This is a genomic window from Ralstonia sp. Ralssp135 (genome assembly GCF_047304345.1).
Lineage (GTDB): Bacteria > Pseudomonadota > Gammaproteobacteria > Burkholderiales > Burkholderiaceae > Ralstonia > Ralstonia chuxiongensis.
The window spans coordinates 23,076-44,399 of sequence record NZ_JBGLYZ010000018.1 but is presented as its reverse complement, the minus strand read 5'-3'; the positions used below and the strand labels follow the sequence as shown (position 1 = coordinate 44,399).

The window sequence follows — 21,324 nt, the reverse complement described above, 5'->3', positions numbered from 1 at the left end:
ACACATGACAACGCAAGCTGAAGTCCTCAAGCCGCTCAAGACCTGGAGCCATCTGGCCGCGCGGCGACGCAAGCCCAGCGAGTACGAAATCGTCTCGACCAACCTGCACTACACCACCGACAACCCCGATGCGCCGTTCGAACTCGACCCGAATTTCGAGATGGCGCAGTGGTTCAAGCGCAACCGCAACGCATCCCCCTTGACCCACCCCGACTGGAACGCGTTCCGCGATCCGGATGAACTGGTCTACCGCACGTACAACATGCTGCAGGACGGGCAGGAGACCTATGTGTTCGGGCTGCTCGACCAATTTTCCGAGCGCGGGCACGACGCCATGCTCGAACGCACCTGGGCAGGCACGCTGGCACGCCTGTACACGCCCGCGCGCTACCTGTTCCACACGCTGCAGATGGGCTCGGCCTATCTGACGCAACTGGCGCCCGCCTCGACCATTTCGAACTGCGCGGCGTATCAGACGGCCGATTCGCTGCGCTGGCTGACACACACCGCGTACCGCACCAAGGAGCTGTCGCAGACCTTCAGCGACCTCGGCTTCGGCACCGATGAACGCCGCTACTGGGAGCAGGACCCGGCATGGCAAGGCTGGCGCAAGCTGGTCGAACACGCGCTGGTGGCGTGGGACTGGGCCGAGTGCTTCGTTGCCCTGAGCCTGGTGGTACGGCCGGCGGTGGAGGAAGCCGTATTGCGCAGTCTCGGCGAAGCGGCCCGGCATAACGGCGACACCCTGCTTGGGCTGCTGACCGACGCGCAACTTGCCGATGCGCAACGCCATCGCCGCTGGGCCGGCGCACTTGTGCGCATGGCCCTGGAACAGCCCGGAAACCGCGAGGTCATCACCGGCTGGCTCGCCAAATGGGAGCCCCTGGCGGATGAGGCGATCGTGGCCTACTGCGCAGCCCTGCCCGACGCGCCAGCGGCGCAGGCGCGCGCAACCGCTGCCGTGCGCGAGTTCCGGCACAGCATCGGCCTGTGAGACCAGACAGCCCGGGCGACATCACTCCATCCAAACCATGGCCAACGACACATCGGAACTGGCGATGACACACCAGATCACCATCGAAGGCGGCGCCGCTTTTTCCGTCGCTGCAGAAGAAGACACCTTGCTGCGGGGCGCGTTACGCGCCGGCATTGCCCTGCCCCACGAGTGCAGCGTCGGGGGCTGCGGTGCATGCCGCTTTGACCTGCTCTCGGGTCTCGTGGAATCCATCTGGCCGGAAGCACCCGGGCTGTCCGAACGCGACCGCAAGCGCGGCAAACATCTCGCCTGCCAGTCGCGCCTGCTGGGCGATTGCACGATCCGCGTGCGCTGCGACGAAGCATATCGCCCGGTCGTGTCACCGGGCCGCTGGCCGGCCGTGCTGCTGGCCCGGCGCGAGCTGACGCCCGACATGAGCGAGTTCACATTTCAGATACAGGCCCCGGCAGAGTTCCGTCCGGGCCAGTACGCGCTGCTGTATCCGCCGCACACGCCGGGTGCGCGCGCCTATTCCATGTCGAACCTCCCCAACGGGGACGGCATCTGGAAATTCGTGATCCGGCGCGTCCCCGGCGGTGCTGGCAGCAACGCTTTGTTCGATCACGTTGAGATCGGGCAAAGCATCATGCTCGATGGCCCCTATGGCCACGCCCACCTGCGTGACGACAACGCACGCGACATTGTGTGCATTGCCGGAGGCTCGGGGCTTGCGCCCATGCTGTCGGTCGCCCGTGGAGCGCTTTCCGAGAACAGCGCGAGACGCGTGCACTTCTTCTACGGCGGGCGCTCACAGCCCGACCTCGGCGCCATGGCGGCACTTGAAGACCTCGTGGCAGACAGCCGCTTCGCACTCTCGGTCGTGCTGTCTGCGCCTGCGCCCGAGCTTGGGTGGCAAGGGCCGACCGGCTTCGTACACGCCGAGGTCGAGCGGGTGTTGGCAACACCGCTGGACCATTTCGAGTTCTACTTCGCCGGCCCTCCGCCCATGATCGAAGCCGTGCAAACATTGCTGATGCACGCGCATCACGTGCCGTTCGAACAGATGCACTTCGACCGCTTCGTCTAAGCCTGCAACCCATCAAGAATCGCGAGCCCAGCAACGCGACGAACACAGCACAGCATTGACGATCAATTTCGCAGATCGGCCATGTCGCGTATTTTCACCAATCCCCATATCTGGAAGCTGAGGTTAAGCTCATTCGATCGAACCTTGTATGACGTCCGCGGACCGTCCGACAACAACAGCCGGACGGTACCGCGTGAGCGCCAGCCGCTCGCCGTCGCGACGGCAACCCATCTGGCCGCGATCGAGGAGACCATGGCAAAACGGCATCCGCGACAATCCAAATCCGACGCAACGGCACCGGCGCGACCCGATTGCGACCCGAAACACCCGGTCGCCACCGAGATCCGCGTGCCGGCCATCCACGACCTCGCCAAACGCTTGCGCTTCGCTCCGCAGCAAGGCCGGATCTGGTTGGACGACCAACGCATGATGCTCATGCACATCAGCTCGCTCGGCGCGCTGAGGCAAGAGCTCATCGAAAGCCTGGGCAAAGAAACGGCGCGCGGGCTGATCACCCGCATCGGCTATCAGGCCGGTACGCACGATGCCGCCATGGCGCGCAAGGTTCGCGCAGGCTTCAACAGCTACGACGACTTCCTGGCAGGCCCGCAACTGGTGTCGCTGGAAGGCATGGTGCATTGCGAGCCGGTCGCACTCGATATCGATGTACAGCGTGGCCACTATTTCGGCGACTTCTACCTGATCGACAGCTCCGAGGCCGAGGCCCACGTCGCCAGCTACGGCATCGGCAACGAACCGGTGTGCTGGATGTTGATCGGCTATGCGTGCGGATACACCAGCGCATTCATGGGCCGCCCCATCCTCTGGCGCGAGATCGAGTGTCGCGGCATGGGGCATGCGAAATGCCGCGTGGTTGGCAAACCCGTTGAAGAGTGGGAAGACGCCGAAGACGACCTGCGTTTCCTGCAGATTGGCGATTTCGTCAAGTGGGCGCCCCAACACGAGGCGCCATTGCCCGCCACAAGCCGCATTGCAGCGCGTCTGGCCGCCGCACCGGCAAACAGCTTCGGCGTGGTTGGAATCTCGGCCGGTTTCAACACCGTCTGCCATATGGTGAACAAGGTGGCCCCTACCGAAGCCACCGTGCTGTTCCTGGGCGAAAGCGGTGTCGGCAAGGAAGTCTTCGCCAACAATCTGCATCGCCTGAGCAAACGCGCCGACGGGCCATTCGTCGCCGTCAATTGTGCGTCGATCCCCGAGCATCTGATGGAATCGGAATTGTTTGGCGTGGAGCGTGGCGGATTCACGGGCGCGACCACATCGCGGCCGGGGCGCTTTGAACGCGCCGACGGCGGCACGCTCTTCCTCGATGAAATCGGCATGCTCAGCCTGACCGCACAAGGCAAACTGTTGCGCGCGTTGCAGCAGGGGGAAATCGAGCGCGTGGGCGATACGCGCACACGCAAGGTCAACGTGCGGGTGATTGCCGCCACGAACGTGAACCTGCGCGAAGCCGCCAAGGCGGGCCAGTTTCGCGAAGACCTGTTCTTTCGGCTGAACGTTTTCCCGATCCAGGTGCCGCCACTGCGCGAACGGCGGGACGACATCCCGCTGATGATGAACTGGTTCCTCCAGCGCTTGGCCAAGAAGCACGACAAGCAGATCACGGGCTTTCGCGAACGGGCCGTCGATGCGCTGTTCGCCTACGACTGGCCCGGCAATGTCCGCGAGCTGGAGAACATGATCGAACGCGCCGTGATCCTGGCCGAAGATGGCGGGTCACTGGACTTGTGCCATCTTTTCACCAGCGGTGAGGAGATCGACACCGCCTCGTTCATCCTCAAACGCAGCGGCAATATCGGGCAGAGCAGCGAGACGGCTGAAGACGTCGCGCCGTCCAGCACCGCCATTCCCCGGCCAGGCCTGGAGGAAACCGAGGTGGCGATGTTGCGCGCCGCCGTGGTCGAGGCCAACGGCAACCTGTCGCGCGCGGCACGGGTGCTCGGCATCAGTCGCCCGACGCTGGCTTACCGGCTTCGCAAGTATCACATTCCGGTCGACGGAAGCTGATCCGTGCAAGCCTGGGCGACAAGGTTTCGTCGCCCAGGCACGTGCGCCCTAGAAGCGCTTCTGATACGCAATCACGGCGTTGACTTGCGAGTGCGTCACGCTGATCGGCACCGCCGTATTGGGCTGGCTCGAATTGGCCAGCGTCTTGCGAAGCGCTACCGACAGCGCAAAGTCGATCACATCGTTCTTGCCGATTGCATAGGAAACGCCACCGGTCAGGCTCGTCGTGGGCGTGGCGGGCACCACGGCCAAAAGCATGTTGCCCGGAATGGCCTCCTGCGCGTAATGGAACCCGCCACGGAACGTCCACTTTGCGTTGTAACGGTACTCGGCGCCGATCCCGAACACGCTGATATCGCGGTAGTTCTGCGGCAGCGACAGATCCAGATTGGCACCCGTGCCTGACTGCACGAACCCGACGTTCATGTCCTTCATCACGCTTGACCAGAACACACGCTGGTAGTCCGCTGACACCAGCAGCTGATCGTTGAACCGATGACTGATGCCTACGGTCAGTTGCGCGGGCATCTGGAAGTTTCGAACCGTCACGTCGCCCTTGAGCGGGATGTTGCCTGCGACCGAACTGACGGCGGCAAGCGTTGCTTGGCCCGTGAGGTCGCCAACATGCGTCTTCGCGTTATACGCGGCACCGATGCGGGTATCCGGCGTGACCTGATAGGTCAGACCCAGCCGCCCGCCAATGCCCCAGGCCTGAGCGCCGCCCCCGACCGGGGCATTGCGTGCGAAGTTGATGTAGCCGCCGGAAAGCCCTGGCACGCCCATCAAGGTGGGAACAAGCGTGCCCGAGACGCGCCCCTGGCCGGCCAGCGTGCCGATCTGGGAGACATCCAACAGTGTCCCGAGATTCAGCGACGTCCAGACCGCATCCAGCGATGCGCCCACGGTCAGCTTGTCGGTGACTTGGTATGCCGCCGAAAACGGCACACGCAACACCAGCAGACGTGAGAACTGGTCCAGCCCGGTGTCCACTCCGTTGGAGGTGCGCGAAAGGAAGCTGCTGCCACCGTATTGCGTCCCGAGGCCACCCTCCGCGAAAATGCCCGCCCCAAACGCGTACCTGCCCTGCCGATAAACGAACGCGGTCTGCGGCGCAAAATACGGGCCGTTGTTATTGCCGTGGTTGCCCGAACTCGCTGTCTCGCCGGTTGCGGTATTCGTGGCCTTGATGTCGGTCGACACGACATCGAGCCCCAGGCTGAAATGGCGGCCCTCGCCCATCAGGCTAAGCGTCGCGGGATTTTCCATCATGGCGGCGGCCCCGATATCGAAGGCCGCGCCCGTTCCGCCCATTGCGCGCGAGATCGGACCAAAACCCTCCAGATTGAACACGTCTGTCGCCCTGGCGTGGGTCCCACAGACCGCAACACAGATGGCCGTGGCCGCGCGAACGTAGTTGCCTTTCACGGGTGTCTCCTTGTCTATTGATTGATGCGAGATAACAAGACGGCGGCCCTGCCCGATCGCGACGAACATGCGCCGCGGACACACCGCCGGAATCGCGACCGGCAAAGCGCTGCTGCGCGGTCGCGGGAGTCGGTTTGCAGAAGGCATGCCAGTTGCGACCGCCTCGCCAAATAATCTCGATATTTCAAGGGAAAACCATGACGTTTCGGCTCGATTTCCCGCGCGTCTTCCGGGCCCCAAGTAGGGTCGCCTGCTCCCGGCACGGACACCTCCTTCTCCTTTTTGACGATTTGGTGGGATTGGTCAGCATCGGCGCTTGATCAATTGATCAAAGCCCTCGCTCCTGCCGGAAACCCCGCTGTTTCCGGTGCTTGCTGTCTTCCTGCTTATCCAGGAGAATATCGAGATTCCGGCCAATTCCGCCCTCACCCAGGAGGCCGCGCGCTGTGCAAGCCAAGTTCAATTACCCCTCAGACGCCGACCTGCGGCGCCTGCTGCATTTCGAACCCGAGAGCGGCACCATCTGGCTGGGCGAGCGGCGCATGCTGTTGCTGCACACCGCCGCGCTGAGCGGTTTGCGGCAAGACCTGATCAATTCGGTAGGGCCAGTTCATGCGCGCCGCCTGTTGACCCGCATGGGGTATGCCTCCGGGCGTCGCGATGCCGAATTTGCTCGCAAGACGCGTGGAGCGCTGTCACTCGATGCCGCCTTCATGGTCGGCCCGCAGTTGCACATGCTCGAAGGGGCGGTGCGCGTCACACCGGTCCAGCTCGACTTCGACCCCGCGAGCGGGCGGTTCTTTGGCGAGTTCCGCTGGGACAACTCCTGGGAGGCGCACGCCCACCGCCAAGCCTACGGCGTGGTGGACGAACCGGCGTGCTGGATCCAGCTCGGCTATGCCAGCGGCTACACCAGCGCGTTCATGGGCCGCCTCATCCTCTTCAAGGAAAGCACCTGTGCCGCATGTGGCGCCGATCACTGTGAGATCGTGGGCAAACCGATTGATGAATGGCCCGACGGGGATGAGCAGCGCCAGTACTTTGAAGACGAGTCATTGCTCGACACGATTGCGGCGCTTAGCGAACAAGTGCAAGCCCTCAAAACCACGATCGAGTCGACACGTGAGCCGCTCGTGGCAGCGGGCATGCTGGTAGGCCGCTCGCCCGCGTTCCAGCGCGCCCACGAACTGCTGAACCGTGCAGCTGCCACCCACGTGACGGTGCTGCTCACAGGCGAGACTGGTGTGGGCAAGGAGCGTTTTGCGCGGGCGCTTCACGAAGGCTCGCCCCGAGCAACGGGCCCCTTCGTCGCCGTCAATTGCGCCGCCCTGCCGGCCGATCTGATCGAGGCCGAGCTGTTTGGCGTGGAGCGCGGCGCCTATACCGGTGCCCACGCGGCGCGCACCGGCCGCTTCGAACGGGCGGATGGCGGCACGTTGTTCCTGGATGAAGTGGGCGACTTACCGCTGCCAGCCCAAGCCAAGCTCCTTCGCGTTCTGCAAGAAGGCGAAATCGAGCGACTGGGCGCCGAAAGCACACGCAAGGTGAACGTGCGTCTCGTGGCAGCCACCAACGTCGATCTTGAAGCCGCGGTGGCCCAGGGGCGCTTTCGTCGCGATCTGCTGTATCGGCTGAACGTCTATCCGATCTGCATCCCGCCGCTGCGCGAACGCATGACCGATATCGAGCCGCTGGCCAATCACCTGTTGGCCCGTTTCACAGCCTTGCACCAGAAGCGCCTCGCTGGTTTTGGGGAACGCGCGATGCAAGCGCTCATGCATCACGACTGGCCCGGCAACGTCCGAGAACTGGAGAACCTCGTGGAGCGCGGCGTCATCCTCGCACCACAGGGCGAAAGCATCGAGATCGAACACCTCTTTCCGAACCAGCCCTCAGGCATGCAATCGCAGCTGAGCCCCCAAGGTCGCCTGGCACCCGTTCGGCTCGAAAGCGAACAGACCCTGTGCGCGCGCATTCTGGACAGCGGCCTGAGTCTCGAAGCATTGGAAACGCAGCTGCTTGACCTTGCGGTCGAACGCGCCAAGGGCAATCTTTCCGGCGCCGCACGCCAGCTGGGCCTCACCCGCCCCCAATTGGCCTATCGCCTCAAGCGGCATCTAGACAGAGGTAGCGAAGAATGAAACGCGCCATACAAGCCGGCGTGTCTGGCGCAGAAGCGGCCAGCACAACCACGGTTGCGCATGCAGAACCCGAAGTGCCCCGTACCCTATGCGAGCGCGCTTACCTCGATCTGCGGCAAGACATCATTCAGGGCCGTCTGGCTCCGGGCGAGCGCCTGCGCGTTGAACACCTCAAGGATCGATATAACGTGGGGGCCGGTACGCTGCGCGAAGCGCTGGCGCTCCTCGTCTCGGACGCGCTCGTCACGGTGGAGGGCCAGCGCGGTTATCGCGTGACGGGAATTTCGTTGGCCGACCTGCAGGACCTCACCGACACGCGAGTGATGCTGGAGACGGAGGCTGTGCGGCTGTCCATCCGCCACGGCGATGCGCAATGGGAAGCACACCTGCGCGCCACCTTTGACGCCCTGAGCGACGCGGAATCGCTGGGTCCATCGGCCAATCCCGAACACTGGGAACGTGCCAACCGGCAGTTTCATGAAGCACTCATCGCCGCGCACCGTTCACCATGGAGCAAGTACCTGCTGGACCTGCTCTACCGCCATGGCGAACGTTATCGGCGCGTAGCTATTCGGCGGGGCACCGCGCAACCCAGCAGCCGCAACGTGCATGAGGAACATACGGCCATATTCGAAGCGGCCATGGCACGGCAGGAAGCTCGTGCGGCATTGGCGGTTGAAGTGCACATCCGACTTACATACGAGTTGCTGGCAAAGCTCGGACTGGAGACTGGGACGAGTGAATAAAGGTAGCAAACAGGGGATGTGATGACGTGGTGGGCGATTCGCACAAGGCAAATTTTGGCCCGGACATCCCTTCTGCCAGCGGTCACAGCGCCCATGCCGCCAGGGCCGTTCGCGTACACACAGGACGCTACAAGTTGCAGGCCGCGCGGCCGCAGTGCCGGATTCTCGCTCGGAAGTGAGATTAAGGAGGGTTTTTCAAGCTCCTCCTTACCCCTCTGAATGGTCCCCACCAAGTGACGCTTGCCATGATGCCGCCTGGTACGACCTGAAAAGAAAAACCCCGGAGATCGTTGATCTACCGGGGTTTCTGGTTCGCCGTGAAATCAGGCGAAACGATCTTACATATTGTCAATCATCACTTGACCGAAGCCCGAGCACGACACTTGGGTCGCGCCTTCCAGCAGACGGGCGAAGTCATACGTGACCTTCTTCGACAGGATCGACTTCTCGATCGACGAGATGATCAGGTCAGCAGCTTCCGTCCAGCCCATGTGACGCAGCATCATTTCGGCCGACAGGATTTCCGAACCCGGGTTCACGTAATCCTTGCCTGCGTACTTCGGAGCCGTGCCGTGGGTGGCTTCGAACATCGCCACCGAATCCGACAGGTTGGCACCCGGGGCGATACCGATACCGCCAACTTGCGCAGCCAGGGCGTCGGAGATGTAGTCGCCGTTCAGGTTCAGCGTTGCCACCACCGAATACTCGGCCGGACGCAGCAGGATCTGCTGCAGGAAGGCGTCGGCAATTGCGTCCTTGACGACGATTTCCTTGCCCGTCTTCGGGTTCTTGAACTTGCACCACGGGCCGCCGTCGATCAGTTCGGCGCCGAATTCCTTCTGTGCCAGCGCGTAGGCCCAGTCACGGAAACCACCTTCCGTGAACTTCATGATGTTGCCCTTGTGCACGATCGTGACCGACGGCTTGTCGTTGTCGATCGCGTACTGGATGGCCTTGCGCACCAGGCGCTCCGTGCCTTCCTTCGAGACCGGCTTGACGCCGATACCCGAGGTTTCCGGGAAGCGGATCTTCTTGACGCCGAACTCGTCCTGCAGAATCTTGATCAGCTTCTTGGCCTTGTCGCTCTGGGCTTCGAATTCGATACCGGCGTAGATGTCTTCCGAGTTCTCGCGGAAGATGACCATGTCGGTCTTCTCCGGCTCTTTGACCGGCGAGGGCACGCCCTTGAAGTAGCGCACCGGGCGCAGGCAGACGTACAGGTCCAGTTCTTGGCGCAGCGCCACGTTCAGCGAACGGATGCCGCCGCCCACCGGCGTCGTCAGCGGGCCCTTGATCGACACCACGTAGTCCTTCAGGACTTGCAGGGTTTCTTCCGGCAGCCACACGTCCGGGCCATACACCTTGGTCGACTTCTCGCCGGCGTAGATTTCCATCCACGAAATCTTGCGCTCGCCCTTGTAAGCCTTCTCAACCGCTGCGTCCACCACCTTGATCATCACCGGGGTGATGTCGAAGCCGGTGCCGTCACCTTCGATGTAAGGAATGATCGGGTTGTTCGGAACGTTCAGGGAGAAGTCTTGATTGACAGTGATCTTCTCGCCGGCCGGGACCTTGATGTGTTGATACATGGACGACTCCAGTGCAGACCGCAGGTAGCGGGTGGACGGTGGGGGTTGACAGCACAGCGCGCCGCTCACGGGTTGGCCGGCGTGGCGCGCTGCAATGAACTGGCGATTCTAACGGCCTACGATGACGCGCTCACGATGCACCGCACAAAATCTCGCATTTGGCGCAAGCCGCAACTCTTATATAAGACACAAGAGTGAATTTCGCATTATGCCGGAAAATTTCACCATCCGCCATATTTCGGCCCCTGATTCCGGGCGCTGTCAACGGCCAATCAGGTCGGCGTCAAAGGCGCAGGCAATCAGGCCGCGGACATCGATCAGAGCAGGATCCGCGTCCCGCCGGGCGCTCCAGACATCCACCAGCCGGACCAAGGCGGCACGCAGATCGCGCGCGTTGTCGGCATCAAGCAAGCGGACCAGGCCGGCAGCATCCACGCCCGGATTCCGGCGGACCAACCACGCAAGCGCCTGGATGTGTTCGATAAAGCGATCGTCAGCCCGGTGCAGATGGCTGAAACAAGACAGCCCCAGCTGACGATCCAGCGGCGCGCCGGAAATCGTCTGTGACACGAGCATGAAATCATCAAGGGCGGAAGCGCCGTGGGAAGGGGGCCAGAACCCGGGTAAGGCGCCCAGCACAATCAACGTGCCACAACCCAGGGCGAAATCGCGGCGCTGGAGCCGGGCCGGCGGAATGGGAGAGGCGGGCTTGGTGGGGCGGGAAGACGACGGCGGGAGAGACACGGCAAGCCTTGAGCAAAATCGGCTCGCATTCTCTAGGTGCGGGCGCTGCCATCCAATCAGATCGATCCGAAACGCAGGCGCCGCACGCTTGGCCGCAGGCATCTTTCTTGCGCAGCGCAACATGCGCCACATCGCGGATCAGGAAGTACGGATGCTTCTGTCTGCCCCCAACAAAAAATTCAGTGCAACGTGTCAACGCGCCTGTAACGGCCTGCGTTATTGCAGATGACTCATTTAGCGGGTCGTTGGTTAACTCACTGATCTATAAAAGGATTCACCATGAAGAAGCTGATCGCTGCCCTGATCGCCGGCCTGTTCGCCACCGGTGTGTTCGCTCAAGCCTCCGCTCCGGCTGCTGACGCAGCTGCTGCTCCGGCTGCTGCCGAAAAGGCTGCTCCGAAGGCCAAGAAGGCCAAGAAGCACCACCACAAGAAGGCTGCCAAGAAGGCTGCTGACGCTTCGGCTCCGGCTGCTGACGCCGCCAAGCAATAAGCTTGTGTTTCTGCCGGGCCCACGCGGCTCGGCCGATACAGAAAAAGCAGGTGCTTATGCATCTGCTTTTTTTTTCGCCCTCGCCTGCCCAACGGAAATCCCGGGCACACATGCAGGGCTGTCAAAATAGCGCCATCAAGCTTGAGTACCTTGCCCGTTCCTCACAACAAGAAACAGGGATGGCGCAATGGAATTCCGATCGATGTTCGCTCCGGTGCGACGAAAACGCACCGTGTTCACGATGCTCTCTCTTGCCGCGCTGGCCGCTGCCGCCGTGATTGCCGGCTGCGGTGGGTCGTCGTCCGATTCGACGCCGGTGTCCACGGCCGCGCCGTCGGACGCAGCCACGGCCGACGCCAACATCCAGGCCGCGTGGGTTGAGATCGGCGACAGCAACCAGGCTGTCGTGCGCGCCGTCACCAGCTATACGAACAGCGCCTCGCCCGTCGACAGTTCGGTCTGCCCGCTCCTGACGGTGGACGGCACCTCCACGCGCATGACGCTGCGTGTGGCCGCCGGCACCCCCGCACAGCGCACCACGGCCAGCGCCGCCAGCGATTCGAAAGCCTCGTCCTTCCCTGTGAACGCCTGCGAGGCCACCGTGGCATCCACCGCCAAGGCCGCGTCGATCGGCGCGCGCGTGCTGCCCCTGCCCAAGGCGAACCCGCAGCGCGTGGTGATCCTGGCGGACACCGGCTGCCGCATGAAGAAGTCGAGCAACACGTTCCAGTCGTGTAACGACCCGCTGTCGTGGCCGTTTGCGAGCGCTGCCGCCACGGCCGCCAAGATGAACCCGGACCTCGTCCTGCACGTGGGCGACTACCACTACCGCGAAAACGCCTGCCCGCCCGACGTGGCTGGCTGCCAGGGCAGCCCCTGGGGCTACGGCTGGGATACGTGGCAGGCTGACCTCTTCCAGCCCGCCGCCCCCCTGATGGCCGCGGCCCCGTGGGTGCTGGTGCGCGGCAACCACGAGGAATGCGCACGCGCCGGCCAGGGCTGGTACCGCTTCCTGGATCCGCGCCCGTACTCGGCCGACCGCTCGTGCGACAACCCGGCCAACGACACGGCTGCCAACGCCTCAGACCCGTACGCCGTGGCCCTTGGCAGCGATACGCAGGTCATCGTGTTCGACTCGGCCAAGGCGGGCACGACGGCATTGGCGACGACCGACCCGTGGTTCCAGACCTACCAGAAGCAGTTCAGCACGGTGGGCACGCTGGCCGCCAAGCCGGGCGTGATGTCGATCTTCACCAATCACCACCCAATCCTGGGCTTCGTGCCCATCGCGGGCAGCACGCCGCTGGGCGGCAATGCCGCGCTGCTGTCGGTCATGAACAGCCTGAACGCCACGGCCTATTACCCGCCGGGCGTGCAGGTCGCGCTGCACGGCCACGTGCATGACTTCCAGGCCATCAACTTCACCAGCAACCACCCCGCGACCATCGTTGCAGGCAACGCGGGCGATTCGCTCGACGTGGCCCTGCCCGATCCGTTCCCTGCCGTCAGCCCGGCCTCGGGTGTGACGGTTGGCAGCATCTCGCACAACAACTCGTTCGGCTTCATGGTGATGGACCGCCAGGCCGCACCCGCCAAGGGCTGGCTGTTCAAGGCCTACACCGTGGCCGGCAAGCTGCTGACAACCTGCACGCAGAACGGCACGAGCCTGGTGTGCGACAAGACGGGCTTCGTTGCACCTTGAAGCGCCTGAGCACCGCGCTGTGGGTTTCCGCCGCACTCTTCTCGGGTGCGGCGGTGGCCGAATCGATCGGCATGACGCCCAGGTTGGACGCCGTGCCGCCGCCTGCCGAGTCGACCGCGTTCAAGCCAGACCCGAACCTCGTCGCGCTCGGCAAGCGGGCGTTTTTCGACCCGCGCCTGTCGGAGCCGCAAGGCACTTCGTGCGCGGCGTGCCATGACCCGGGCCGTGCCTTCGCGCCCACGCTCAAGGGCGAGGCGCTGCGCATCGGCGTGCCCGCCGGCAGCCGCCCCGGGCATGTGGCGGCACGCAATGCGCCGTCGCTGCTGTATCTGCGCTACATCCCGCATCGCTACTTCTTCCAGGACGACGACGCGAGCTTCCCGTCGCCGTTCGGCGGCTTCTTTGCCGATGGCCGGGCAGACTCCATCCCGGAACAGATTCGCGGCCCGCTGTTCAATCCGGACGAAATGGGCAACCGTTCAACGCGCGACCTGCAGCGCAAGGTGGCCGGCACCGATCTGGGCCAAGCGTTGGCGAAGCAGTTCGGCGCCGATGCGGTGCGTGAACCGGAACGCCTTGTCGGCGTGTTGGGAAAGGCACTGGAAGCCTATTTCCAGAGCGACGAGCTGGCGCCGTTCACCTCGCGCTTCGACGATTTCCTGCGCAAGCGCACGCCGCTTTCCGCCGCCGAGATGCGCGGCCTCGCCTTGTTTCGCAATCCGGACAAAGGCAACTGCGCGTCGTGCCATCTGATGGTGGAATCGTCGTCGCGTCCGGAGCGCTCACTGTTCACGGATTTCGGCTACGACGCCATCGCCGTGCCCCGCAATCCGCTGCTGCCCGCCAACAAGGACCCGCGCCACTTTGACGTTGGGCTGTGCCAGACCGCCCACAAGCTCAAGTGGCCGGAGCCCGATCAGTGGTGCGGCTACTTCCGCACGGCTGGCCTGCGCAACGTTGCGGTGCGCCAGACGTTCATGCACAACGGCGTGTTCCGCACGCTGCGCGACACGGTGGCGTTTTATGCCACGCGCTCGACCGATCCCGCGCAGTGGTACCCCGGCGGCAAGCGTTTCAACGATGTGCCAGCTAAATACCAGGGCAACATCAACGTAAATGCCGTGCCGATGAACCGCCGCCCCGGCACCACGCCTGCGCTGACGGAAGACGAGATCGACGACATCGTTGCGTTCCTGCGCACGCTCACCGATGCGCGCTATGTAGCGCTGATGCCCGATCCGGCGGCGGACAAGGCGCGCTCTGCGCATGCGCCCAAGACAGCCGCCAAAACGGTTGCCGTCGAGCACCAAGCCGCCCCCAGCCCCAACACGCGGTAACAACTTCGTCGCCCGGCCGGCCGCCGTCTCATTGACGCCGGCTGGCCGAGTGCCGATCATGGAGCGTTTCTTTTCCGACCCGTTCGCGCCATGACCATCCTGTCCCGCATCTTTGCTGCTCTGTCGCTGGCCGTTGCCGCCACCGGGGCGCTCGCCCAGACACCCACCGCGCCCAATACCGGCCTGCCCGTGGCCGACCTGACCATCGGCATGTACAAGGTCAAAGCCGAAGTGGCGGCCACCCCGCAAACGCGCGAGACCGGCCTGATGTTCCGCAAGACCATGCCCGACACCGCCGGCATGCTCTTCGTGTTTGATGAATCCGCCGGCCACTGCTTCTGGATGAAGAACACCGACCTGCCGCTGTCCATCGCCTTCATCACCGACGACGGCACCATCTCCGACATTGCCGAGATGAAGCCGCAGACCGAAGACAATCACTGCCCCACCCGGGCCGGCAGCTACGCGCTGGAAATGAATAAAGGCTGGTTCGCACGCAAGGGCATCAAGCCTGGCATGAAGGTGGGCGGACTGCCCCGCTAAAGCACGCACGCATACAACAACAGAGAGGAGACCGCCGCATGCACGCTTTCGACAACAACCGTCGCCGCTGGATGCGGCAGGCCGGCGCGCTGGCCGTGGGTGCGAGCGCGGCGTCTGCAAGTTTGCCGTTGAGCGCTTTGGCCGCGGATGCACCCAAGAAGGGCACGCGGTTGATCCTGCTGGGCACGGCGGGCGGGCCGACGCCGAAGAAGAATCGCTCGGCGCCGGCGCAGGTGATCGTCATCAACGGCGTGTCGTACGTGGTCGATTGCGGCAACGGTGTCGCACGCCAATACGTGACGGCGGGCCTCAAGCTCAAGGACATCCGCCACGTCTTCATCACGCATCAGCATTCCGATCACAACGCCGATTACGGCACGCTGATGCTGCTCGCCTGGGCCACCGACCTGACCGGCCCCGTCGACGCCTGGGGCCCGCCCCCGCTGGCCGCGATGACGACCAAGTTCCTTGAGCTGTACGACTACGACATCCGCACGCGCATTGCCGACGAAGGCCGCCCGCCGCTTGCGCCGATGATCCATCCACACGAAATCAGCGAAGGCGGGCTGGTCATGCAGGACGCCAACGTGAAGGTGACGAGCGCGCTGGTCAAGCACCCGCCGGTGTCGCCGGCATTTGCGTTTCGCTTCGATTCGGCAGACCGCTCCATCGTCATCTCCGGCGATACGGCGCCGAGTGAGAACCTCGTGCGGCTCGCTTACGGCGCCGATGTGCTCGTCCATGAGGTGATGCACCTGCCGTCGCTGGACAAGCTGCTGTCCACCGAGCCCAATGCCAAGACGCTGCGCGAGCATCTGCTGGCGAGCCACACATCCACCGAAGAAGTCGGCCGCATTGCCACCGAGGCCAAAGTGAAGACGCTGGTGCTGTCGCACTTCGTGCCCGGCGGCTATCCGTTCCTTGAAGATTCAGTCTGGCTGGATGCCGTGCGCCCGCACTTCAAGGGCGAGATCATCGTCGGGCACGATCTGCAGGAAATTTAAGGGCGGCCGCTGGTCGCTTCGCTGCAATCGCGGTAGAGCTGATTGCGGCTGCCGGGCAGGGTCTCGTCGGCGAGGAAGCCGGTGGGGCCTTTCGTCCACCACACATACTGGCCCGACGCATAGCGCGCACCCGAAGCGGCCATCACGTTGGCAAACACGAGCGTCTTGCCGTTGAGTTTCATGGCGGCCAGCGGCGTATCCCCCACCGTCATGTATTTCACGAGGAGCGTCTTGCCGCCTTCGCACGTGTAGCGCACGTCGTGCGGATCCTTGATCGGCAATGCAGAATACGCACGCGCCTGATCGATCGCCTTGTTGAGACCGGCCTTGGCAAAGTCGAGCGCGGTGTTCAGATCGTCGGACGACATGCCCGGCACCGGCGACTGCTGCGCGGTGGCAATACCGCTAAATACGCCAGCGCCCAGCGCCAGCCCAAACATCAGTGCAGTTGCAAATCGACGCATGGATCCGTCTCCTGGGAATGGTCAGCGCAAGCCGGTTAGTCTGCCGCGTCGCTGTCAGGTTCTGTGGGCTTGAGCACAAATGCAGTCGGCTCGACACGCTGTGGCAGCTCATCGGACAGCGCACGCGCGGCCTCGGCAAAGCACTGCACGAGGCTGTCCGCCAGCGATGACGGCGCGTGATGCTCGGCACGCATGGCGCGCACGTCAAACGTCTGCGCCGGCTCCAGCGCGAACAGCGCGATACGCTCCATGCTGCCGGTGGCAGCCGTGAACTGATCGAGCATCGTCACGCCGAGCGACTCCTCCACCAACGAACGCGCCAACGAATACGTCTGCACTTCCAGCGTCGACTGCGGCGCCAGCCCGCCGCGCGCCAGCGTCTGTCCGACCAGCGAGCCAAGCGATATCTGGTCTTCCAATCCGATGAAGGGCTTTTCGGCAACGAGCTTGTGCAGCGCGCGGCCATCCGTCTTGCCGCCCACCCAGGCGCGCGGCGCGGCCAGCAGGATGCGGCCCTGCGCGACCGGCGTGGTGCTGATGGCCGGATGCACGGGCGGTGCAAAGGCAAACCCGACGTCGATGTCCTGCGAGAGCAAGCCCTGGACGATTTCAGCCGTGTGATGCGTGAACACGCGTACCAGCGTATCGGGATGCCGCTGCGAGAAACGCCGCACCGCGGGGGCCAGGATACTGGGCGCCAGGCTGGGCGTAGCGGCCACGCGCAAGCGCCCCGCCCCCTTATGGCGCAAATTGGCCGACACGCGCCGCACGCGCTCGACCTCCTGATAAAGCCGCTCGACTTCGCTGAACAGTTCGAACGCCTCGGCGGTGGGCTGCAGGCGCCCTTTGGTGCGGTCAAACAGGCGGAAGCCGAGTTGCAGCTCGGTGTGCTGAAGCACGCGCGTCACCACGGGTTGCGACACGTTCAGCATGCGCGCGGCCTCGCTGACGGTCCCGACCAGCATCATGGCGCGGAAGACTTCAATCTGGCGCAGACGCATGGCCACCGGTCCTCACAATCCGAATAGGGAAGCGCCGATTGTGACATCCAGCGCCGGTCTTCGGCTAGGCGGGGGCGGGTGTGGCGGAAACGCCCTCCGCTTCCAGCACATCCAGAAACACGCGCACCTTGCGCGGCACCAGCTTGCGGGCGGGCATCAGCGCGTAGACGCGCAGCGCGGTCAGCTCGAAATCCGGCAGCACGCGCACGAGCCGGCCGGCCGCGACTTCCGTATCGCCCACCGAGCGGGCCATGCGCGCCACACCCAGGCCACGCACGGCGGCCCGGGCGCGCATTTCGGCATTCAAGGTCTGCAGACGCGGCTGGATCGGGACTTCGATGGGCTCGACCGCGGGCTCGCCGACGGGGCGGAAGGCCCAGCTTGCATCGTCGGGGCCGGACAAGCAGGGCCAGCCGGCAAGGTCAGCGGGCGTCTTGAGCGGCGGACGTTCCGCCAGCAAAGCCGGCGACGCATACAAACCGCGCGGGATCAGCACCACGCGGCGCGCAACGAGTGACGAATCCGGCAGCATCTGGTCGACCATCACGAAGACGATGTCGTAGCCGCTGGCCAGCAGGTCGGGTTGCTCCCACGAGATGTGCACCTGGATTTGCAGATGCGGGTATTTCTCAAGCGTGCGGCATACGGGTTCGGTCAGGTGCTGCGCACCGACTTCGTACGGCGCGGCGATGCGCAGCGTGCCGGCCACGGTTTCGCTGGCTGCGGTGGTGTCGGCGTGCACTTCGCGCAGGCGCTCGAACAACGGCGCGATGTCGTCGTAGAACTGCGAGCCCGCTTCGGTCAGCCGCAACTGGCGAGTGGTACGCGTCATGAGCCGCACGCCCAGCCCGGCCTCCAGCCGTGATACGGCGGCGCTGGCGGTCGATTTGGGGATGCCCAGCGCCTCGGCGGCGGCGGTGAAGCTGCCGGCCTCCACCACGCGGCAGAAGGTTTCCCAGTCGTTCCACTCCATTGTTCGCATGACTGGACAGTGTTCCTAGAGTTGGCCGTTTATCCGGCTGGCGGGCAAGTTTATGCTCGGGCACATGTCGCTGCAAATCCTCAAACCCGCGTCTCTGCGGGCGTTTCCCCACTTTTCTTCGGCGCGCGTCCACGCTTTTGGGCTGGCGCTGGGCCTCTCCACGGGCCTCGATTTTGTCTCTTCGCAGATGTTCGCCGTGGCGGGCCAGCACATCCAGGGCGGTGTGCATGCGAGCCCCGAGGCATATCTGTACGCCGTCACAGCGTATGCCGGGGCGGCCGTGGTCGCCAACCTCGCCATCGGCCGCATTGCAGCGCACGTGGGCTATCGGATGTATTCGCTGGTGGGCATCGTGCTGTTCGCCATCGGCTGCGTGGTGTGCACCCAATCCAACAACATCGGCGAACTGGTCATCGGGCGGACCATCCAGGGCCTGGGCGCGGGCGGCTTGTTTTCGGCGTCGCGCATTCTGGTGCAGCTCACGACCGAACCCGATGAGCGCATTCCTCCAATGCTGATGTTCAGCGTCGGCCTGTTCGGACTGACCACCATTGCGCCGTGGATCTGCGCCGAGGTGCTGGAGTACAGCGAATGGCGCGTGATTTTCTGGATCGAACTGGCGCTGGCCGGCGTGGCATGGGTGGCGATGTTCCTCCTCCCGCCCGAACACCATCAGCCGCGCACACGCGCCGCACGCCGCCCCGATGAAGCGCCGCCAGAAGACAGCCAGTGGGATTGGGTTGGCGTGGGTGCCATGGCCATCGGCGCGCTGTCGGTTCTGATGGGGCTGTCGGAGCTGCGCTACAGCCGGCTGACGGCCTCGCCTTTGATTCCGCTGTTGTTGCTGGGCGGTGCCGCTTCGCTGCTGCTGGCCATCCACCGCCTGCGCACGCACCCCGACCCATGGCTCGATCTCTCGCGCCTGAACGGTCGCCGCTACCTGTGGGGCATCGGCTTCTACGGCATCTATTACTTGATGAGCGGGTACTGGTCGTACCTGTTTCCGGCGGTATCGCAGGGCGGCCTGGGCTTTACATTCCGCACGACCACGCTCTTCCTGATGATCAGCGGGGCAGTGTCAACGGTGGTGGCCGTCGTCATGACGATTTGGTTGCCGTTCTTCTTCCGCAAGCGCCGCTTCATTGCCATCGGCTTTGCCGTGTATGCGGCAGCGGCGCTGCTGCTGGCGACAAGCCTGATGCCGGGCGCGCCGGACTATGCGTTCTTCCCCGTATCGGTCATGGAAGGCATCACGCCGGGCGCGGTGATGATCCAGATCGCGATGATGACCTACCTCGATCTTGACCGTGAAGACTTCGCGCACGGCTATCAGATGAAGAACATCGCGCGCCAGTTTGCGACTGCGGTGGGCACGGGGCTGGCGGCCGTGTCGCTGCAGACGCAACAGGCGGAATCGCGCTCGCTGATCGTGGCGCACGTCACGCGCTTCACGGCAGACCTGCAGGCCGCCAACCCGCTCACGCCCGAGCGCCTGGCGAGTTTGTCCGCCGAAATTGATCGGCAAGCCACGCTGCTGGCAGGCACGCAGCTCTTCAGCTGGTTTGCGGTGGCGTGCGGCGTGTTTGCCGTGCTGGTGTTGGTGCAGCGGTCGTTGCGTTGAGCGCGCACTACGACTTCTGCACCGCGTACCTCCCCGGCCCTACAGCAGCCAACAGAAACAGCCCGCCCATGATGCTCAGGTTCTTGTAGAACTGGATTTTGTTGGCGGCCTCCATGGCGCCTTGCATATCCCAGTAGGAATGGGCGATGAACGACGTGCCGAGCACGAACAGCGCCATCAGAAGGGCCAGCGGCCGCGTCCACAGGCCGATGAGCAAGGCGATGCCCACCCCAAACTCCATGATGACGGCAACTGCGGCGGCCACCATCGGCATGGGCGCGCCCGTGCTCGTCATGTAGCCGACCGTGCCCTGGAAGCCGGTCAGCTTGCCCCAACCGGACATCACGAACAGCACCATCATCAGGATGCGGGCGAGCAGGATCAGTTCGTCGCGCCAGCGTTGAATGAATGCGTCCACCGCAGCCTCCGGAGCCAGTTATGGTGGTTCCAGTCTAGGCGCTGGAATTGCCAAGTGTGGTCTCGAGCGCATCGAGTACCGCCTGAATCACACCGTGCCGCACATGCTCTTTCCGCTCGATCATGCCGACGGCGCGCACGGGCGTCTGCGGCGGCATGGGCAGCACGCGGAGGGCCGGATCGCTCTCCCAGCTCGCGCGGCGCAGGCGCGGCACCAGCGTCACCCCCACCTGCTGGCGCACCAGCTCGACAATCGCCTCGATTGAATTGACCTCGATGAACTCGTTGACCGCCATGTGCGTCTTGCGCAGGGCACGGTCAATCAGCGCGCCGGTGCGCACCGCGCGGTCGAAGCGCAGAAACGGATGGGTGCGCAGGACTTCCTCTGCGCGGCCGCGCGTATGGCGGCCCGCCACCACCACCAGCGGCTCGGTATAGAGCGGATGCCAAGCAAGATTGGCAGGCAGGCGCTCCAGGTGTTCGACCACCAGCGCGCCATCCAGCTCGCCCGCTTCCACCTGCTCCGCCAGTTCACCCGATTTGCCGGTGATCAGCTTGACGTCCAGCCCCTTGTGCACCTGCTTGAGCCCCGCCACCGCATGTGCCAACGATCCCATCACCGACACCACTGCGCCAATCGCCACGGCGCCGGACAACTCCGTCTGCGGTTCGTCGCCGATGCGCATGGCGTCGTACAGGCCCAGCAGGTGTTCGGCTTGGGGCAGCAGCGCTCGGCCATGGGCGTTCAGGGTGACCGTGCGCCCCGACCGGTCGAACAGATCGCGGCGCAGTTCGGTTTCCAGCGCACGCATCTGCAGGCTCACCGCGGCTTGCGTCAGCGCAACGCGCTCGGCGGCGGCGGCAAACGAGCCATGGCGTGCCACAGCAACAAAGGTGCGAAGGAAGCGGACGGTACTCACGGCAAGGCGCGGCGTATTCTCAAGTTTTTCTTAAGCTGTATCCAATGAATTTTAACTTTATTAAATCCAGCGCACCGCAAATAATCATTCGTCAAACATTCC

General features: G+C 64.1%; 19 protein-coding genes. 11 read left to right on the top strand and 8 right to left on the bottom strand.

The features are described 5' to 3' along the window. Positions 1-4: 4 nt before the first annotated feature. The 3 genes from ACCD03_RS14005 (at position 5) to ACCD03_RS13995 (ending at position 4,094) form a co-directional block, all read left to right on the top strand. Positions 5-994, top strand: a complete 990-nt coding sequence (locus tag ACCD03_RS14005; RefSeq protein WP_045202759.1) for an aromatic/alkene monooxygenase hydroxylase subunit beta — start codon at positions 5-7, stop codon at positions 992-994. Positions 995-1,031: 37 nt separating this feature from the next. Next, on the top strand, positions 1,032-2,063 hold the full coding sequence (locus ACCD03_RS14000) for a 2Fe-2S iron-sulfur cluster-binding protein (RefSeq protein WP_413412052.1): 1,032 nt from the start codon (positions 1,032-1,034) through the stop codon (positions 2,061-2,063). Between the two features lie 252 nt (positions 2,064-2,315). Further along, a complete protein-coding gene (locus ACCD03_RS13995) occupies positions 2,316-4,094 on the top strand; it encodes a sigma 54-interacting transcriptional regulator (protein ID WP_413412050.1) in 1,779 nt (592 codons plus the stop codon). 48 nt (positions 4,095-4,142) lie between these two features. Here ACCD03_RS13995 and ACCD03_RS13990 read toward each other — a convergent pair whose 3' ends face one another. Beyond that, on the bottom strand, positions 4,143-5,519 hold the full coding sequence (locus tag ACCD03_RS13990; protein ID WP_316671277.1) for an OmpP1/FadL family transporter: 1,377 nt from the start codon (positions 5,517-5,519) through the stop codon (positions 4,143-4,145). A 446-nt stretch (positions 5,520-5,965) separates the two neighbouring features. Between ACCD03_RS13990 and ACCD03_RS13985 the strand changes: the two genes are divergently transcribed. Both ACCD03_RS13985 and ACCD03_RS13980 read left to right on the top strand, forming a co-directional pair. Continuing rightward, positions 5,966-7,660, top strand: a complete 1,695-nt coding sequence (locus ACCD03_RS13985; protein ID WP_325654246.1) for a sigma 54-interacting transcriptional regulator — start codon at positions 5,966-5,968, stop codon at positions 7,658-7,660. After that, entirely contained in the window at positions 7,657-8,406 is a 750-nt protein-coding gene (locus ACCD03_RS13980) for a GntR family transcriptional regulator (RefSeq protein ID WP_413412048.1), read from the top strand. Before ACCD03_RS13985 ends, ACCD03_RS13980 begins: the two co-directional genes overlap by 4 nt. Positions 8,407-8,744: 338 nt before the next feature. Here ACCD03_RS13980 and icd read toward each other — a convergent pair whose 3' ends face one another. Together icd and ACCD03_RS13970 are read right to left on the bottom strand one after the other, a co-directional pair. After that, entirely contained in the window at positions 8,745-9,995 is a 1,251-nt protein-coding gene (gene icd, locus ACCD03_RS13975) for an NADP-dependent isocitrate dehydrogenase (RefSeq protein WP_024974950.1), read from the bottom strand. A 261-nt stretch (positions 9,996-10,256) separates the two neighbouring features. After that, the gene (locus ACCD03_RS13970) at positions 10,257-10,862 is read right to left on the bottom strand and encodes a sugar dehydrogenase complex small subunit (protein ID WP_413412045.1); all 606 of its coding nucleotides are present in this window, start codon (positions 10,860-10,862) and stop codon (positions 10,257-10,259) included. Between the two features lie 156 nt (positions 10,863-11,018). Here ACCD03_RS13970 and ACCD03_RS13965 point away from each other — a divergent pair, with 156 nt between their 5' ends. The 5 genes from ACCD03_RS13965 to ACCD03_RS13945 all read left to right on the top strand — a co-directional run bounded on the left by ACCD03_RS13965 (position 11,019) and on the right by ACCD03_RS13945 (position 15,817). Further along, positions 11,019-11,231, top strand: coding sequence for a hypothetical protein (locus ACCD03_RS13965; RefSeq protein ID WP_004631913.1), 213 nt, complete (start codon positions 11,019-11,021; stop codon positions 11,229-11,231). A 187-nt stretch (positions 11,232-11,418) separates the two neighbouring features. Further along, positions 11,419-12,933, top strand: a complete 1,515-nt coding sequence (locus tag ACCD03_RS13960) for a metallophosphoesterase (RefSeq protein WP_253538668.1) — start codon at positions 11,419-11,421, stop codon at positions 12,931-12,933. Continuing rightward, positions 12,930-14,270 (top strand): cytochrome-c peroxidase, encoded by a 1,341-nt coding sequence (locus tag ACCD03_RS13955; protein ID WP_413412042.1) that lies wholly within the window; start codon positions 12,930-12,932, stop codon positions 14,268-14,270. The genes ACCD03_RS13960 and ACCD03_RS13955 overlap by 4 nt, the downstream gene beginning before the upstream one ends. 90 nt (positions 14,271-14,360) lie before the next feature. Beyond that, a complete protein-coding gene (locus tag ACCD03_RS13950; RefSeq protein ID WP_253538674.1) occupies positions 14,361-14,813 on the top strand; it encodes a DUF192 domain-containing protein in 453 nt (150 codons plus the stop codon). A 38-nt stretch (positions 14,814-14,851) separates the two neighbouring features. After that, positions 14,852-15,817 carry an MBL fold metallo-hydrolase gene (locus tag ACCD03_RS13945; RefSeq protein ID WP_253538677.1) on the top strand — a complete coding sequence of 322 codons (966 nt, stop codon included), beginning with the start codon at positions 14,852-14,854 and terminating at the stop codon, positions 15,815-15,817. Here the strand turns inward: ACCD03_RS13945 and ACCD03_RS13940 are convergent. The 3 genes from ACCD03_RS13940 to ACCD03_RS13930 all read right to left on the bottom strand — a co-directional run bounded on the left by ACCD03_RS13940 (position 15,814) and on the right by ACCD03_RS13930 (position 18,255). Further along, complete coding sequence (locus ACCD03_RS13940) at positions 15,814-16,281, bottom strand: MliC family protein (protein ID WP_413412040.1); 468 nt, start codon at positions 16,279-16,281, stop codon at positions 15,814-15,816. The genes ACCD03_RS13945 and ACCD03_RS13940 overlap by 4 nt on opposite strands. Before the next feature lie 35 nt (positions 16,282-16,316). Further along, positions 16,317-17,282, bottom strand: coding sequence for a LysR family transcriptional regulator (locus tag ACCD03_RS13935; RefSeq protein ID WP_413412038.1), 966 nt, complete (start codon positions 17,280-17,282; stop codon positions 16,317-16,319). Between the two features lie 64 nt (positions 17,283-17,346). Then, positions 17,347-18,255 (bottom strand): LysR family transcriptional regulator, encoded by a 909-nt coding sequence (locus ACCD03_RS13930; RefSeq protein WP_413412097.1) that lies wholly within the window; start codon positions 18,253-18,255, stop codon positions 17,347-17,349. 73 nt (positions 18,256-18,328) lie between these two features. Between ACCD03_RS13930 and ACCD03_RS13925 the strand changes: the two genes are divergently transcribed. Beyond that, on the top strand, positions 18,329-19,885 hold the full coding sequence (locus tag ACCD03_RS13925; RefSeq protein WP_413412036.1) for an MFS transporter: 1,557 nt from the start codon (positions 18,329-18,331) through the stop codon (positions 19,883-19,885). A 7-nt stretch (positions 19,886-19,892) separates the two neighbouring features. Here the strand turns inward: ACCD03_RS13925 and ACCD03_RS13920 are convergent, their stop codons facing one another. Further along, on the bottom strand, positions 19,893-20,303 hold the full coding sequence (locus tag ACCD03_RS13920) for a DoxX family protein (RefSeq protein ID WP_325654226.1): 411 nt from the start codon (positions 20,301-20,303) through the stop codon (positions 19,893-19,895). Between the two features lie 34 nt (positions 20,304-20,337). Then, positions 20,338-21,222, bottom strand: a complete 885-nt coding sequence (locus ACCD03_RS13915; RefSeq protein ID WP_045202747.1) for a LysR family transcriptional regulator — start codon at positions 21,220-21,222, stop codon at positions 20,338-20,340. Between the last annotated feature and the right edge of the window lie 102 nt (positions 21,223-21,324).